This window comes from Sphingobium scionense, from assembly GCF_014197035.1.
GTDB classification, from domain to species: Bacteria; Pseudomonadota; Alphaproteobacteria; order Sphingomonadales; family Sphingomonadaceae; genus Sphingobium; species Sphingobium scionense.
The window spans coordinates 199923-215073 of record NZ_JACIEU010000007.1; the positions used below are offsets into that span (position 1 = coordinate 199923).

The following is a 15151-nucleotide window of genomic DNA, read 5'->3' on the forward strand; positions in this document are numbered from 1 at the left end:
CCGGCATCGAAGACAGTCCTGTCGCGGACAAGGGCGTTCACCGCCCCTCGACCGGTTGCTTGACGAGCGGCCGGGGCGCCGGCGGAATGCGCGGCTGGAGCGTCGCATAGGCCAGGCGCAACCGCTCGACAAAGGCGCCATGACTGAATTCGGTACGAGCCCGATGGGCCGCCACCCGCCCGAGATCGCCCCGCAAGGCCGCATCATGTGCCAGTCGCTCCATCCCCTCGGCCAGCCCCAGCGCCGTTGGCGGCGCCAGCCAGGCGCTGCCATCGTCCAGCACCTGGCTGTGGCTTTCGATCCGGGTAGCCAGGATCGGGCGGGTCGACGCCATGTAGGAGAATATCTTCATCGGCGTGTTGCGCCCCTGAATGCGGGGGGAGCAAAGGATGTCGGCCTGGGCGAGATAATGCGCCAGATGCCCGAGCGGACGAGCCCCCAGCAACCGGACATCCGCTGCGATGCCGAGCCTGTCTGCCAGCGCAGCATGATCGGCGATCGCCTGCGGATTGCCGCCAATTATCACCAGCATCGGCCGCCTGTTCGGATCGACCAGCGCCAGCGCCTCGATCAGCAGCGCTACGCCCTGATAGGCCTCCAGATTGCCGACATAGAGCGCCAGCGGCCGCCCATTCGCAAGCGCCCCGATATCTTCCGTCGCCCCCGCGCTGCCCGGATCCTCGAACGCGACGTCGGGCAGCAGATGGACGCGATCCGCCGCGGCCACCCCGCGCGCCGCCGTCTGTATGGCCGGGCAGACGGCCAAAGTGAGGTCGCTGCGCCGGAAGGCTGCACGCTCCAGGAACGCCAGCAAACGGGCGGGCAATCGTGCCTTGGGCCATTTGTCGGCGACCTGCTCGCTGAGGATCGAATCCGCGTCATAGACCAGGTGCGCACGCCGCATCGTCGCCAGCGGCCAGGCCAGGAAAACGGCCTCCTCCACTGCATGAACGACATCATAGCGTTGGCGCAGCAATAAGCGGGCGGCGGCAAAGAACATCCATAGATCGCAGACCAGCTTGGCCGGCGAAAAGCCGATCGGCACGCGCCGGATGCCGGGCGGCGCGGCTATGCGATGATGGCTGACGCCGGGCATGGCCACATCCTGACCGACATGGAAAGTCAGCAGATCGACCTCATGGCCCTGCCCGGCTAGCGCCTCGGCCGCGAGGCGGACCGCGATGGGCGTGCCGCGTTCCTCGAAAAAGGGCTGCGGGGCGAGCATCAATATCTTCATGATGCCAGCCTCAGCCGCAGCTGACCGCTCAAAAAGGCCAGCGGTGATGCCAGCCTGCCGAAAGCGGTGGCCCCGCCCTCTGCCGCCAGGCGGACGAGGGCGCGAATGTCGCGCGCCGGCCGATCGCGCGACACTTCGCCCTGCAGGATCGTGCCATAGGTGCCGATCCGGCAATCGTCGCCGACCAGCGGCAGGGGGTCCGACCCGCGCAGCACAAGGCGGGCGCCAAAACGCGATACCGGCCAGAAGACAGGCCGGCTGCCGATGTCGCCCAGCAGCAGGCGCCCCTCGCCATCGTCGCGCATCAGGCGATCGACCAGATTGCCACGGCGGCCCAGCCATTTGCCGATCCCCCATGGCAGGATGACCAGCGCATCCTGTGCCAGCATCGCGGAGACCAGATCACGCGCGGGCAGCCCGTCATCGAAATGGGCGTCGGTCGCCAGCGCCAGCACTTCCAGCCGTTCCGCACTGATGACCTGCCGGCCGGCAAGAACCAGCAGGTCGGCGCCGTCGTGACGCAGCCACAGGCTTTCGGCCTCGTCGGTCGCCTCCGCAAAGGAGCGCAGTGCGTCGAACATGTCATGCCCCTGCTGCTCGGCCAGCATGAACAGGGTCAGCGCCTCGCCCCCGGCCATCCCCACCATCCGATCATGCGCGGCGGTGAGCGTCGCGACCGGATCGGCACCGGGGTGAAGATGGACATGAGCGTCGATCAATATCCTACGCATAATGGGCGCGCGCCTTTGTCGCCGACCCGGCCGGCTGGGCCGGCCAGATGCGGTCCGCCACCGCCTCGCTCAGCAGCGGCGCGGTCGTCAGCTTGCCGCCGACCAGGAGATGATAGCCACGGGGGCCGGGCTGCAGATGGCGATCGCGCATGTCGAACTGCCGCCCGCTGCCGTCGCGGTCGGGCAGAAGGCCCGCATGGACCGCCCGGATCGATCCCGCGTCGAGGTCGAGATGCGGCAGGCAGAGCCTGATCTGGCGCAGCGCCGCATCGATATCGCGCGGCTCCGGTGCGGCCTGAGTTGCGCCGGGCGCTGGCCGATAGAAGGTGCCGACCAGCGTGCCGCCCTTGACCTTGCGGAAGAAATAGCTGCGGCCCCGACCATGGCGCGGCGACAGCGCATAGGCGTCCACACCGTGTGGCGCGGGGATGTCGAGCAGCAGATTATAGGCCAGGATCGCGGCGCTGGGCCTGGCTGCTCGTCCAGCGCCCTCGCCCGGATCAAAACCGGACCACGCCCCCCGGCAATCGAACAATTGTCCGGTGGCCAGGCGCTGTTCCTGACCGCTCGTGCGATCCCGGACATGTACGCCCTGCAACTGCCCGGCCTGTTCGGCCAGGGCGATGGCTTCGGTCGCGCGCAGGAGCACGCCCCCCCGCTGTTCGACCTGCGCCAGCATATGCGCGAGCAGCGCGGGCGCATCGGTCAGTTCGGCATCATGCCAGAAAGCGCCGCCGACCAGATCCATTGCGGGCACGGCATAGCCGTCCAGCACCTGCTGGCGGCTATATTTCCCGTCGTCGGGCAAGGGACATTCCTGCCCGCAAGCGACACGAAGGGTCCGGTCGGCGACGCGCGCGGCCGCGAAAAGCGCGGGGGAACGGATCGCGCCGCGATAGAGCGGCATGACGCAGCGCAAAGGCCGCACATGCCGTGGATAACGATCGATATACCAGGCCTGCGCCCGGCGGCTCTGACGCCAGCGGCCGATGCTGAACGACTGCAGATAGCGCAGGCCACCATGGATGATGCCATAGCTGTTGACCGAGGCACCGGCTGGCGCATCGTCCCGATCAATCAGGATCGGACGCTGGCCCCGCGCGATCGCGGCGAGGGCCAGCGTCGCCCCCTGAATACCGGCACCCAGGATCACCGTCTCAGGCATCGCCAGCCACCTGCTCGACAATCTTCTCTACGCGATAATGCTGCTTGCCGTCACCGCGGGTGAAGATGATGATCTCCGCGATCAGGCCGATCGCGGCGATCTGAATCCCCAGGACCAGCAGCAGCACGACCAGGACCAGCATCGGCCGATCCGACAGTGGCACGTTGCTGACCTCGCGCTGGAACAGCAGAAATGCCATCAGCAAAAGGCTGCACACGACCGATCCGGCACCGACCGTGCCGAAGAAGCGGAAGGGACGCTGCATGAAGCGGACGAGGAAGCCGACGGCGAGCAGGTCCAGCATCACGTCCATATAAACGCCGAGGCGGTGCTGCGGCCGAGCGGCATCGCTCTGCGCCTGGGCCAGGGTGAGTTGCATCACCTTGAAGCCATGCGCCTCTGCCAGCAGCGGCAGGAAGCGCTGCTTTTCATCCTGCACCGGAATCTCGTCGAACACGCTGCTGTGCGCAGCGCGAACGGAACAGCCCGGATCATTATATTTTGCGCCCGCGAACCGCGCGACCTTCTCGAAACCCCAGCCACGCAGGCGATTGAAGATCGCATCGTCGCTGCGTTGGCGACGGACGGTCACCACATCAGCATCATTGAGATGGTCCAGCAGTTCCGAGATCGCGCCCGGCCCGACCTGGAAATAAGCCGGCAGGAACAGCAGATGCCGGCCGGTCGACCGCCGCACGCCTTCGCGCAGACAGGCCGCCTCGCCAAATTCCCGGCTGAAGCGCATGACCTGGATCGGTTCGCCACCGCGCTGCAATTGTTCCAGCGCATCGATCGGAAAATCCATGTTCCCGTCGATCACATAGATGAACTCATAACTGCGGCCGGTCGCGGTGATGGTGTCGCGATATTCGGCATAGACTTTCTGGATATCGTCGAAACGCGCCAGAACCGGGATCACGACGGAAAGATCGGTAGTCTCGACAAGGTCGAGTTTAGCAGAAAGCGCCATTTTCAATCCCCTTGTTTCGAAAGGCCGACCGAGAGACGCGCCCCCAGTTCGGCATAGCCGGACACTTTGTTCGAAAGCGAAGCCAGCATCTGGCCGACAACGGTCCAGCCCAGCAGGAACAGCGAAAGCGACAGCCACAGCACGGCGATCGCCAGCGTCGGCAGGGCAAGCCCATCGCCCGTGACCGAAATCAGCAGCGCGGTGACACCGAGCATGAACGTGCCGACCAGCAGGAAGCGCGACCAGGCCATCGGCCGGCGCACATAGCTGAGCAGGATGCGGATCGAGACGATGTCGAGCATCACCTTGTAGATGCGCGAGAAGCCATATTTGGACACGCCGAAGCGCCGTGGATGATGCCGCACCTCGATCTGCGCGAGCTTCGCGCCAGCCAGGCGCGACAGCGCGGGAATGAAGCGGTGCATTTCGCCATACATGGGCAGTTGCTTGACCAGGATGGCGCGAAACGCCTTGAGCGAGCAGCCGCTATCGCGGACCGCCACCCCCATCAGCCGCGCCATGATGCGGTTGGCCACCTGCGAAACGAAGACCCGTACCCCGCCATCCTGACGCTTCTTGCGCCAGCCGACGACGATGTCATAGCCCTGGTAGATGATCGCGACCATCTGCGGGATGTCGAGCGGATCATTTTGCAGGTCGCCATCCATGGTGACGATGATGTCACCCCGCGCATCCTGGATACCGGCCGCCATCGCCGCCGTCTGGCCATAATTGCCGCGGAATTTCACGATGCGAACATGCGGATCCAGCGCCACCAGATCAGCCGCGCGGGCGAATGTCGCATCCCGGCTACCATCGTCCACCAGGACGACCTCATAGCTGGGCGCAAAATCGACCAACGCGTCGCTGATCGCCTGATGGAGAAGGACGACATTGTCCTCTTCATTATAGAGAGGAACGACTATGGAGACATCAACCATCTGACCACCCCCCACAAGATACGAAATATTTAATTTAGACATCAACATATATAATATTGAGTCAAATCAAGACTTGGACAAAGTCATGATCACACGAATCAAGATCACACATATTAGAAACATTTTCTATTATGTAGTGACACCTACTCGATAGGTGTTCCCCCCTATGTTGACTCATCTCGCAATTGCGTAAGAATTTTGAGCGAGCCGGCACAAGCGCGGCTATTGTCGAAATCGGGGAACGACATGCTCAGTTCTTCAGAGAGAATGCCGGCGTTTGCCGGCCCGCAGGACCGCGATGCGCGCCGTGCAGACGCATGGCTGCGCACCATCCTGCCCTGCCTTGCGGTGGGGATGGTGGCCTGCCTCCTCTATGGCATCAGCATCCAGACGCGCCCCGCCCATCTCGACGAATTCTATCATCTGCTGGCCGGACGCAGCTGGCAGTTGCACCGCGATTTCGCGCTGCTCGACGGGCAATATGTCCGCGCGCCGCTGTTCACCATGATCGTGGGCTGGACCTTCGACCTGGTCGGACGCGCCGACCTGCTGGTCGCCCGCCTGCCATCGGTGCTGTTCAGCGCGATCAGCGTCGCGATCCTGTTCCAGTGGCCCAGGCAGAGTGCCGGGCCATGGGCTGGCCTGAGCGCCGCCGCGCTGCTTGGCCTGGCCGGCTACACGTTCGACATCGCCCATTTCGCCCGTTTCTATGCCCTGCACACGCTGCTGATCCTGACCGCGGCCTGGACCCTGTATCTGGCGACCCGCACGAATCGCCGGCTCCAGCCACTCTGGGCAGGACTGGCCGCGATGGCGCTGATCCTGGCTTACCAGTTGCAGCCGGTGACGATCATCGCGCTCGCCGGGCTGGGCGGCTGGCTGCTGATCGACCAGCGAGCCCTGCTGTTGCAAACGTTGAAGCGTCACCCCCGCAGCGCTCTCATCCTGTCGGCCTGTGTCGTTATCGCCGTCATTCTGGGTTTCGAGCCGCTCGCCGCGATGGTCGGCCGCTTCGCCCATGCCGAAAGATGGGCCACCGCCGCGCAGAATGACCGGCTATATTATGTGCGCGAGTTTTGGGTGCAGATGCCGCTGTTCAGCCTGCTGACGCCGGTCGCCCTGCTGCTCGCCATCCGCAGCCATGCGCGCCTCGGCCTGCTCTGCGCCAGCATGATCATCATCTGCCTGACGCTGCATTCCTTCGCCGGCATGAAGGCCTGGCGCTATTGCTATTATGTGCTTCCGTTTTTCTGCATGGCCTATGGCCTGGCCATCGCGTCGCTGTTGCCCGCGACAGGCCCGGACAAGCGGCGCGCCACGCTGCAGACCGGCATCGGTGCGATCGTCCTGCTGACCCTGCTCGCCAGCAGCCCTGTCTATCGCGAGGGTGCCAGGCTGACCCTGGCGGGCCTGAAGGCCCTGGCAACCGGCCCGGTCGCGCTGGCTGCACCCGTGCCCGACGGCGACTGGTCTCGCGCCGAGGGGCCTTTCCGCGCGATCGCCGCACGACAGGGCATGCTGGTGACCGGCGACGACCTGCGCACCATCGCGCATCTGGGCGACTATCAGGTCTTCATCAGTTCCAGCCGGCTGGGCGAATTGCCGCCCTTCACCGATTTTACACCCGACTATCGGACCGGCCGCCCGATCATCGAGGCCGTATCGGCCATGAACGCGGTGATCGACTGCAACCGCAGCGGCGCCGTGATCGTGTCCGATCGCCAGTGGCGCAATCCGATCGCGGTTACGCCCGCCGTCGCCGATCTGATCGAACGGCGACTGACCCCGGTTCGGTCGGTGCCCGGCTTCCATGTCTTTACCTGGCAAGCCGCCAAGGCCGCCCGGCCCTGCCCCTATCCACAACATGGATCGCGGCGGGCGTCATGAGCGGCCGGACCTTTCGCGCGCGCCTGTCGCAGCATCCGTCCATTCGGGAGAGTTGTGCATGAACGAAACCGGCTATCAACCAATCATCGCGGTAACCGGCGCCACCGGCTTCGTCGGCGGCACGCTGGCCCGGCGTCTGGTCGCCATGGGCTATCGCGTGCGATCGATGACCCGCCGGCCGCTGACCGAGGCGGAACGGGAAAGCGGGATCGAGTGGATCGAGGGCGCGCTGACCGACACGGACAAGTTCGACGCGCTGCTGAAGGACGCGCGCTATTGCTTCCACATCGCCGCCATGTTCCGATCCGAAGGCACGCGCAGCGAGTTCATGCAGGTCAATCGCGACAGCACCCGCGCGCTGCTGGCTGCAGGCAGGCGGGCTGGCGTCGAGCGCTTCATCTATTGCTCGTCGATCGGCGTGCATGGCAATGTCGCCACGCCGCCGGCCGACGAAAATGCACCGTTCGATCCGCGCGACCCCTATCAGGAAAGCAAGCTTCAGGCCGAGGATTTGTGTCGGGACGAAATGACCCGTCCGGACATGAGTGTGGTGATCGTGCGTCCCTGCTCCACCTATGGACCGGGCGACATACGCATGCTCAAGATGTTCCGGATGCTCCAGCGGCGGCGCTTCCTGTTCATCGGCACCCACGAGCCCAATTTCCATCCGGTCTATATCGACGATCTGATCGCGGGCTATATCCTGACGATGACGCATCCCGACGCGCCGTCGGGCACCTTCATCCTGGGCGACCGATCCTTCCTGTCGCTGCGCGACTATGTCGCCACCGCCGCCACCGTGCTGGGCGTACCGGCGCCCAGGACCACCATCCCCTATGGCCTGGCATTGCTGGCAGCCCGGATCTGCGAGGCGATCTGTGCGCCGCTGTCGCTGCAGCCGCCATTGCATCGGCGCCGGCTGACCTTCTTCAAGCATAATCGCGCCTTCACGATCGCGCGGGCGGAAAAGGTGCTGGGCTATGAGCCGGCGGTGGGGCTGGAAGAAGGATTTCGCCGCACCGTCGCCTGGTATCGCCAGCAGGGTCTGCTGGCATGAGGATGATGGCGTCGCCCTGCTGGCCGTCAGCGGTTGAGCCAGCGTCCGAGCCGGGCGCGATCGCGGCGATGGCGTTGGCGCATGCCCCAGGCACCGGCGAGGGACGCTGCCGCAGCGGTGGCAGCGAGCGGCGCCGCGACGCCGCACAGGGCGAGCAGCGCCAGGGCAGATCCCGCGCCCGCACTCCAGCGCACGAACCGACGCGCGCCAGCGGCATAGCCATCGATGATCCCATCGATATCACCGATCACAACCCAGTCCGGCCGATCGGCGACCCGGGCCATCAGCGGCTGCACGGCACCGTCGGGCAAGGTCAGCGACCGGACGATCAGAACCTCTCCGGCCGCTACAGCTATGTCGGCCGGGAGTACCACATGCAATTCGGCGCCCGTACCCGTGCGATACCGGACAGCCTGCATGGCGCTTCCGTCACGCCGTTCGACATCGATCACCACGCCGCGCCTCAGCAACAGGCCAACGCTGCCGAAATGGGTAAGGATCGCCCGCTTCGCACCGAGCGCCCGCGCCGCCGACGGGGCCTGCCCGGGAACGGCCACGATAGCCAGCCCCTGGCCCTTGCTCGTCTGCCTGTCCTGGATCGAACCCATATCTCGCCAACTTCCTGCGCCCGGCATGGGGCTAGCATGGCTGCGGAGCGCTGACCATGATGCATAGCCACGCTACGGGACAAACGGCCAGGTCCATCAGACATGCCGCGATCGCACTGGCGGTCCTGGGATTGCCGGACTCTGCGGCCGGCCAGACCCGCGCACCGCTGGCCGGCGTCAACCTTGCCGGTGGCGAGTTCAATTCCGGTCGCAAGCCGGGCACCTACGCCAAGGACTATATCTATCCGGATGCACGGATCGCGGCCCCCTTCATTGCCATGGGCATGAAGATCGTGCGTGTGCCGCTGCTGTGGGAGCGGTTGCAGCCCAGTGCTGCGCAGCCGCTGTCCGCCAGCGAGATCGGGCGGCTGGACAAGGTGATCGCCGGCCTGAAAGGCTTCGAGATCATCATCCTCGACATCCATAATTACGGCAAGCGCAACGGCAAGCGGCTCGACCAGATGGCCGATGGCGACGCCCAGTTCGCGGACCTGTGGCGGCGGCTGGCCGAGCGCTATCGCGAGGATCCGCGGATCGCCTTTGGCCTGATGAACGAGCCCAATGGCATGGCGCCGGCCCAATGGCGGCGCATCGTCGACGCCGGTGTCGCCGCGATCCGCAAGGCGGGCGCGCGCAACCTGCTGTTGGTGCCCGGATCGAACTGGACCGGCGCCCATAGCTGGGCCGCAGGCGGCACACGATCCAACGCCGCCGCCTTCAGCGATTTCCGCGATCCGGGGAGCAATTATGCGTTCGAGATGCACCAATATCTGGACCCCGACAGTTCGGGCATGAAAATGCAGTGCGAGGACGCGCCGGTCATCCGCCAGCGCATGATGGCCGCGACCAACTGGCTGCGGACCAACAAGCATAAGGGCTTTCTGGGCGAGTTCGGTGCACCGCCCGACGCCCGGTGCCTCGCCAGCCTCGACGCGCTGCTCGACCATATGCACCGGAATGCCGATGTCTGGATGGGCTGGACCTATTGGGCCGGCGGCGGCTGGTGGGGTCCCAATTATCCGTTGAGCGTCCAGCCGGTGAAAGGCGCGGCCCGGCCACAGGCAAGCATCCTTGCCAAATATAGCAGCCGAGGAGCCCGTAAATGATCCGCGCCCGCTCCGCCGGCCTGTCGGCCGCCTGTGCCACGATCCTGACATGCCCGGCCTATGGCCAGGTGGACGTGCCGCCCGACGGCCTGACCGTGGCGCCGACCGTCCGCATGATCTATGACGACAATGTCCTGCGCCAGAATGACGATATCATCGCCGGCGACAAGGATGATCTGCGCATCACTCCCGGCGTCGACGTGACGTTCCGCAAGATCTTGGGCGTCCACCAGATCACGGCGGTCGGATCGCTCGGTTATGATTTCCACCAGCGCTACGACAATCTCGATCGCGAGCGCATCGCGCTGCAGGCGCGGGGCGATGTGAAGATTTCGGGACTATGCTATCTGCGTCCGCGCGCGCGCCTCAACTTCGCCCAGGCCAATCTCGCCGACCAGGGCGAGATTGTCGGCAATAGCGAGCGCACCCAGGATTATTCGGTCACCGCCGAATGCGACAAGCCCTATGGCTATTACCCGGTCATCAACCTGGGCTATCTGACCACCGACAACAGCGCCAGTTCGCGCCGCGCATTCGACATCCGCACGCGAACCGCCGGCATCGGCTTTGCCTATACCAAGGCCAGTTTCGGCGATATCCGGCTGATGTTCAACTATGACGCCTTCCGTCGCCCCCATTATGATGGGCTCGATACCGAAGGCCGGCGGATGAGCAGCGGCGCCGACAATTATCGCGTCGGCATAGAGTTCAAGCGCGCAGTGGCGCCCCGGCTGAGCTGGAATGCCGGGCTGAGCTATATCAAGACCAAGGCGCGCGACGATGATGTCGAGGATTATTCGGGCCTGGGCTATCATGTCGGTGCGGTCTACCAGCCTTCGCCACGCGGCAGCCTCGTGCTGGATGTCACCCGCAGCACCAGCAACCAGAGCAATACCGGCGCGACCTATGTCGTGCAGACCGACTTTTCGCTGCGCGGCAATTACAAGCTGGGCAGCCGGTCCTCGATCCAGGCAGGTGCCACCTATGGCCGACGGCAGTTCAAGGGCGAATTGCTGATCGACACCGACACGCCGCGCGGCACCGACAAGACCACTGCGCTATTCGCCGGCTATCGCTTCGCGCTGCGCAGCCGCCTGAACGCCGGTTTCGAGTTTCGCCATGAATGGCGCGAAAGCGACGTCGATCGCTACCGCTACAAATCCACCTCTTCGATGCTGTTTATTGGCCTTCAATTGTGAGGAGCACGGCCATGTCCTTCATGCGACGCACCTTCAACGCCCCGCTTGCCCTGCTGGCGGCCCTGTGCCTTGGCAGTCCGGCCACGGCGGGCGCGGACACCAAGGCCGCCGTGGCCGCCTATATATTGGGCGCGAACGACGAAATCCGGGTGTCGATCTTCGGCGCCTATCCGATCGAGGTGAAGACCCGGATCAAGGAGGATGGCCGCATTACCCTGCCCAGCATCGGCGATGTCGTCGCCGAGGGCAGGAGCACCAATGCACTGGCGGAGAATATTCGCCGGCAGTTGCAGACCGGCGGCTATTTCGTCGACCCGATCGTCAATGTCGAGGTGGTGAGCTTCGTCAGCCGATCGGTAACCATGTTCGGCAATCTCCAGAGTCCCGGCCTCTATCCGCTCGATCGCCCGCAGACTATCGCGATGATGCTGGCACGGACCGGCGGCGCGCGAGCGGACGCGGCCGACTATGCCATATTGCAACGCGCCGGCGAGGCGGATCAGCGGATCGCGTTGAGCGACCTGGATCCGCAGACGGGGACCGGCCAGTTCCTGCGTGCCGGAGATTCGGTGTTCGTGCCCAAGGCCGAAGATGTCTTCATCTACGGTCAGGTGAACAAGCCGGGCCGGGTCGCCTTCGAGACCGGCATGACGCTGCGCCAGATGCTGGCCCAGGCCGGCGGACCGACGCTGGGCGGATCGGAAAAGAAGATCACGCTCCATCGCGGACCGGAGAAAATCAAGAAGGCGGACCTCGATATGCTGGTCAAGCCGGGCGACGTCTACACCGTCAACGAACGGACCTTCTGAGGATCGGACGGCCTATTCGGGAGACATGCAGTGAATATTTTCACCAGAATCGCCCGATGGCTGGGTCTCTCCGCCGGTGAGCGGAACGCCCGTCAGGCCAAAGGCAAGCGCCATCCGGCACCCATGCTGGATCGGGCATCGGCAGCGCCGACCGCCGCCCCGCCTGCGCCGGCCGAGGTGATGGCGATCGACGCCATGCGATCGGCCGTGCGCAAGGGCTTCAACTCGACCCAGCCGGTCACTGCAGCCCGCCATCTGCATGGCCGGCAACAGGAAATGGATCTTCTGGTGGAAGGCGTGCTGGATCGCGGCAACCATGCGATGATCTTCGGCGGGCGCGGCACCGGCAAGACCTCGCTCGCACGGGTGTTCGCCAATATGGCGGACAATCGCGGCTATCTGGTCTTTTACATGGCATGCGAACCGGGCCAGGATTTCACCAGTCTGATCGCACCGTTCCTGGATGCCGCGCGCACCAATGCCCCCCGCGCCGGACCGCCCCCCTCAGCCATCCCCGCATGCCTGACGCCGCGTGACGTAGTGGAGATCCTGGCCGACCATGGCCAGCGCAAGTTCATCTTCATCCTCGACGAGTTCGATCGGGTCGCGGATACGGACGTGCTGGCGGAGTTGGCGCGGCTGATGAAGCTGCTGTCGGACGCGGCGGTGCCGGTCCACATCGTCGCGGTCGGCATCGCATCGGGCCTGAACCAGTTGATTGCCGGCCATGAATCGCTGCGGCGGCATATCTCCGCCGTGCCGATCGTCCGCATCGACAGCGACGCGGTATACGAACTGATCGATCGGGGCGCCGCCCATGCCGGGCTGAACTTCACCGATGCGGCACGCGAGACGATCGCGCATATCGCCTGCGGTTCGCCCTATCATGTCCGGTTGTTCTGCGCGCTCGCCTGTTTCGAGGCGCTGCGCCAGCGCAAGACGGTGGTCGAGCTGTCGTCGGTCCTGGCTGGCATGGTCCGGTCGGTCGATGACTGGAAGATCACCAATCCGTCCGATGCCGCGCTGTTCCACGAAGCCATCGGGCTGGGCAGCGACCATTGGCCGATGATCGAACGGGTTGCGCGCGCCGCCACCATTCCGCCCGGCATCGCGCCGGGCGACGTGGAGCCACAGTGCGACCAGGCCAGCCTGGCGATGGCACTGCTGACCCGCACCATGCACGCCCGCCCCGGCGGCCGCGAAATGATGTTCCGGGACAGCCTGGCCCCCCAGTTCCTGCTCGCCATGCTCTTCGCCAGCCAACATGGCGACCATCTCAACAACCAGGTCGTGAGCCTGGTCGACGCCCACCGCCAGAGCGTCGCGCTGTAAGGGATCGATAGGATGTACATGTTCGATGTCACAAGAGCCATTCTGCAACGCTGGAAGATGGCGACGATCATCTTCTGCAGCATCATGGCGCTGACCTTCCTGTGGATCGCGATCACGCCGCGCGAGTATCGGGCGTCGGCGCTGCTGCTGTTCGATTCCCGCGCGCCCGACCCGACCGGCGGCAAGACCAACGAGGCCAATAGCGCAAGCATGCTGGCGACGGAGGCCGAAATCCTGCGCAGCGAGGTGATCGCGCGCAAGGTCGTCGATCGGCTCGGCCTGCTGAAAGACCCTGCCCTGCGTCAGCGGTGGCAGGAACAGGCCAGCGGAAGCCAGAGCTTCGAAGGCTGGATCACGCGTGGTGTCCAGGGCGGGCTGGAAGTGCTGCCGAGCGCGGCCGGCAATACGATCGAGGTCAGCTATCGCAGCCTGGATCCCGAACGATCGGCACTGATGGCAAACAGCTTCGCCCAGACCTTCAACGATACCCGCCTGAGCATCAGCAACGAGTTTTCCCAGCGTTTCGCGGGCTGGTTCCAGAAGCAGATCGCCCAGTCGGAAAAGCGCATGGAAGATGCCCAGACCAAGCTGGCCGATTTCCAGCGTGCCCATGGCATCGTAGCGACCGGCGCGATCGACGCGGAAAGCACAAGGCTGAGCGAACTGTCCTCCAAATTGTCGTCGGCCGAAGCCACTGCCGCCGAAGCCCAAGCCCGCGCGGCCGGCGGCGCCAGCATGCCGGACGTCCAGTCGAGTGGCGTGATCCAGGGACTGCGATCGCAGATCGCCGCCAAATCGGCGGAGATCAGCCAGATGGCGGCGGAACTTGGCCCCAATCACGCAACCATGCGGGCAGCACGCCAGCAATTGCAGCAGATGCAGGATAGCCTGGCGCAGGAATCCGGAAAGACGTCCGGCACGCTGGCCGCCGCCAGTTCCGCCGCGTCGGCCAATCAGGGCACGATGCAGGCGCTGCTCGACCGGCATCGCGCACGCATGCTTTCGCTCGCCGCCGATCGCGGCAAGCTCAATGTGCTGGAAAGCAATGTCGTGTCGGCACGCAAGGAATATGAGGCGCAGACCGAGCAACTGTCGCAGCTCCATGCGAAAAGCACGGCGCCCTCGCTCAATATCGTGCGGCTCAATGTCGCGGAACCGCCCATGTTCCCCAACGCCCCGAACATCGGCGTGCGGTTCCTGATGATGACGATGGTGGCGACGATGCTGGCCATCGGATCCGTGATCCTGGCCGAGTGGCTGCGCCCGCGGGTCCGCAGCCGCGATGCCATTACCCACCTTACCGGCGTTCCCCTGCTCGGCCAGGCGGATCTGCGCCTCAAGGGCAAACAACTGCGTATCGAAGGAGGCCATTGGTCATGAGGCTGCGCTCCACCGAGCCTGTCGAACAGGTCTATACCATTCCGCCGCCGGCCTATGGCGTCGAGGACAGCGACATCCTGGCGGCGGCCAATGTGAACGTCGATCCGCTGATCGCGGTGATCAACGCCCCGGCCGAGCGGCTGGCCGAGCAGGCCCGCGACATCCAGTCGACGCTGTCGGCCCTGCGTCGGCCCGATGGCGGCCCGCCGGGATCGATCGCCGTCATTGCGATCGATGCCGTCGAGCAGGCCGCGATCCTGACCGCCAATATCGCGGTATCGGCTGCGCTCAGCGGCCTGCGGACGCTGATCGTCGATATGGAGCATTCCAACTTCATCCAGCACCGGCTGCTCAACATGAGCCCGCGCCGGGCCACGCCGGAGGATATGGAAGAGCCATTCGCCTTCGTGCAGCCGACCAATATCCGTTCGCTCTTCGCCCTGGCGGCGCCCTTGCAGGAAGGTTGCACGGCCGACGGCAATCCGCTGCCGCCATTGGCCGAACGGCTGGCGGCGATTAGCGGTCATTTCGACCTGTGCCTGGTCGATGCCAGCCATGTCGCCGACCTGGCCCATGCCGCCGGCAGCGCGGATTGCGCCATCGTCGCGGTCCGGCGCGACGAGACATCGACGAGCGAACTCAAGACCGCAATCAACAAGTTGACCATGCTGAACACCGCACTGATCGGGACGATCATGCTGATCTGACGACAGTGGACGGGAGCATCAA

14 protein-coding genes are annotated in these 15151 nt (G+C 65.0%); 8 read left to right on the forward strand and 6 right to left on the reverse strand.

What is annotated here, in order from left to right; translation table 11 throughout:
- Window positions 1-37: 37 nt before the first annotated feature.
- The 5 genes from GGQ90_RS10345 to GGQ90_RS10365 are packed head-to-tail and all read right to left on the reverse strand — an operon-like array spanning window position 38 to window position 5044.
- Window positions 38-1237, reverse strand: coding sequence for a glycosyltransferase family 4 protein (locus GGQ90_RS10345; RefSeq protein ID WP_188082076.1), 1200 nt, complete (start codon window positions 1235-1237; stop codon window positions 38-40).
- Window positions 1234-1968: a hypothetical protein gene (locus GGQ90_RS10350; RefSeq protein WP_188082077.1), complete on the reverse strand. Its 735-nt coding sequence runs from the start codon at window positions 1966-1968 to the stop codon at window positions 1234-1236. The genes GGQ90_RS10345 and GGQ90_RS10350 overlap by 4 nt, the downstream gene beginning before the upstream one ends.
- Window positions 1961-3133: an FAD-dependent oxidoreductase gene (locus GGQ90_RS10355; protein WP_188082078.1), complete on the reverse strand. Its 1173-nt coding sequence runs from the start codon at window positions 3131-3133 to the stop codon at window positions 1961-1963. Before GGQ90_RS10355 ends, GGQ90_RS10350 begins: the two co-directional genes overlap by 8 nt.
- Window positions 3126-4103 carry a glycosyltransferase gene (locus GGQ90_RS10360; RefSeq protein ID WP_188082079.1) on the reverse strand — a complete coding sequence of 326 codons (978 nt, stop codon included), beginning with the start codon at window positions 4101-4103 and terminating at the stop codon, window positions 3126-3128. The genes GGQ90_RS10355 and GGQ90_RS10360 overlap by 8 nt, the downstream gene beginning before the upstream one ends.
- 2 nt (window positions 4104-4105) lie before the next feature.
- Window positions 4106-5044, reverse strand: coding sequence for a glycosyltransferase family 2 protein (locus tag GGQ90_RS10365; RefSeq protein ID WP_188082080.1), 939 nt, complete (start codon window positions 5042-5044; stop codon window positions 4106-4108).
- Between the two features lie 246 nt (window positions 5045-5290).
- Here GGQ90_RS10365 and GGQ90_RS10370 point away from each other — a divergent pair, with 246 nt between their 5' ends.
- Complete coding sequence (locus GGQ90_RS10370; RefSeq protein ID WP_188082081.1) at window positions 5291-6931, forward strand: ArnT family glycosyltransferase; 1641 nt, start codon at window positions 5291-5293, stop codon at window positions 6929-6931.
- A gap of 58 nt (window positions 6932-6989) precedes the next feature.
- Window positions 6990-7988 (forward strand): NAD-dependent epimerase/dehydratase family protein, encoded by a 999-nt coding sequence (locus GGQ90_RS10375; protein WP_188082082.1) that lies wholly within the window; start codon window positions 6990-6992, stop codon window positions 7986-7988.
- 26 nt (window positions 7989-8014) lie between these two features.
- Here GGQ90_RS10375 and GGQ90_RS10380 read toward each other — a convergent pair whose 3' ends face one another.
- Complete coding sequence (locus GGQ90_RS10380) at window positions 8015-8596, reverse strand: hypothetical protein (RefSeq protein ID WP_188082083.1); 582 nt, start codon at window positions 8594-8596, stop codon at window positions 8015-8017.
- Between the two features lie 56 nt (window positions 8597-8652).
- On the opposite strand from GGQ90_RS10380, the gene GGQ90_RS10385 reads away from it, so the two are divergent.
- Genes GGQ90_RS10385 through GGQ90_RS10410 form a run of 6 tightly spaced genes read left to right on the forward strand, consistent with a single transcriptional unit; the run spans window position 8653 to window position 15129 of the window.
- Window positions 8653-9702, forward strand: coding sequence for a glycoside hydrolase family 5 protein (locus tag GGQ90_RS10385; RefSeq protein ID WP_246428197.1), 1050 nt, complete (start codon window positions 8653-8655; stop codon window positions 9700-9702).
- Window positions 9699-10901: an outer membrane beta-barrel protein gene (locus tag GGQ90_RS10390; RefSeq protein ID WP_188082084.1), complete on the forward strand. Its 1203-nt coding sequence runs from the start codon at window positions 9699-9701 to the stop codon at window positions 10899-10901. Before GGQ90_RS10385 ends, GGQ90_RS10390 begins: the two co-directional genes overlap by 4 nt.
- Window positions 10902-10912: 11 nt before the next feature.
- The gene (locus tag GGQ90_RS10395) at window positions 10913-11710 is read left to right on the forward strand and encodes a polysaccharide biosynthesis/export family protein (RefSeq protein WP_246428198.1); all 798 of its coding nucleotides are present in this window, start codon (window positions 10913-10915) and stop codon (window positions 11708-11710) included.
- Window positions 11711-11740: 30 nt separating this feature from the next.
- Window positions 11741-13042, forward strand: a complete 1302-nt coding sequence (locus tag GGQ90_RS10400; protein WP_343053672.1) for an AAA family ATPase — start codon at window positions 11741-11743, stop codon at window positions 13040-13042.
- A gap of 12 nt (window positions 13043-13054) precedes the next feature.
- Window positions 13055-14422 carry an exopolysaccharide biosynthesis protein gene (locus GGQ90_RS10405; protein WP_246428199.1) on the forward strand — a complete coding sequence of 456 codons (1368 nt, stop codon included), beginning with the start codon at window positions 13055-13057 and terminating at the stop codon, window positions 14420-14422.
- The gene (locus GGQ90_RS10410; RefSeq protein ID WP_188082085.1) at window positions 14419-15129 is read left to right on the forward strand and encodes a P-loop NTPase family protein; all 711 of its coding nucleotides are present in this window, start codon (window positions 14419-14421) and stop codon (window positions 15127-15129) included. Before GGQ90_RS10405 ends, GGQ90_RS10410 begins: the two co-directional genes overlap by 4 nt.
- Window positions 15130-15151 lie beyond the last annotated feature (22 nt).

Bases quoted from the DNA above. Each gene is read 5' to 3' on its own strand.
- GGQ90_RS10345 (WP_188082076.1), bottom strand. From the start codon at position 1,237: ATGAAGATATTGATGCTCGCCCCGCAGCCCTTTTTCGAGGAACGCGGC.
- GGQ90_RS10350 (WP_188082077.1), bottom strand. From the start codon at position 1,968: ATGCGTAGGATATTGATCGACGCTCATGTCCATCTTCACCCCGGTGCC.
- GGQ90_RS10355 (WP_188082078.1), bottom strand. From the start codon at position 3,133: ATGCCTGAGACGGTGATCCTGGGTGCCGGTATTCAGGGGGCGACGCTG.
- GGQ90_RS10360 (WP_188082079.1), bottom strand. From the start codon at position 4,103: ATGGCGCTTTCTGCTAAACTCGACCTTGTCGAGACTACCGATCTTTCC.
- GGQ90_RS10365 (WP_188082080.1), bottom strand. From the start codon at position 5,044: ATGGTTGATGTCTCCATAGTCGTTCCTCTCTATAATGAAGAGGACAAT.
- GGQ90_RS10370 (WP_188082081.1), top strand. From the start codon at position 5,291: ATGCTCAGTTCTTCAGAGAGAATGCCGGCGTTTGCCGGCCCGCAGGAC.
- GGQ90_RS10375 (WP_188082082.1), top strand. From the start codon at position 6,990: ATGAACGAAACCGGCTATCAACCAATCATCGCGGTAACCGGCGCCACC.
- GGQ90_RS10380 (WP_188082083.1), bottom strand. From the start codon at position 8,596: ATGGGTTCGATCCAGGACAGGCAGACGAGCAAGGGCCAGGGGCTGGCT.
- GGQ90_RS10385 (WP_246428197.1), top strand. From the start codon at position 8,653: ATGATGCATAGCCACGCTACGGGACAAACGGCCAGGTCCATCAGACAT.
- GGQ90_RS10390 (WP_188082084.1), top strand. From the start codon at position 9,699: ATGATCCGCGCCCGCTCCGCCGGCCTGTCGGCCGCCTGTGCCACGATC.
- GGQ90_RS10395 (WP_246428198.1), top strand. From the start codon at position 10,913: ATGTCCTTCATGCGACGCACCTTCAACGCCCCGCTTGCCCTGCTGGCG.
- GGQ90_RS10405 (WP_246428199.1), top strand. From the start codon at position 13,055: ATGTACATGTTCGATGTCACAAGAGCCATTCTGCAACGCTGGAAGATG.
- GGQ90_RS10410 (WP_188082085.1), top strand. From the start codon at position 14,419: ATGAGGCTGCGCTCCACCGAGCCTGTCGAACAGGTCTATACCATTCCG.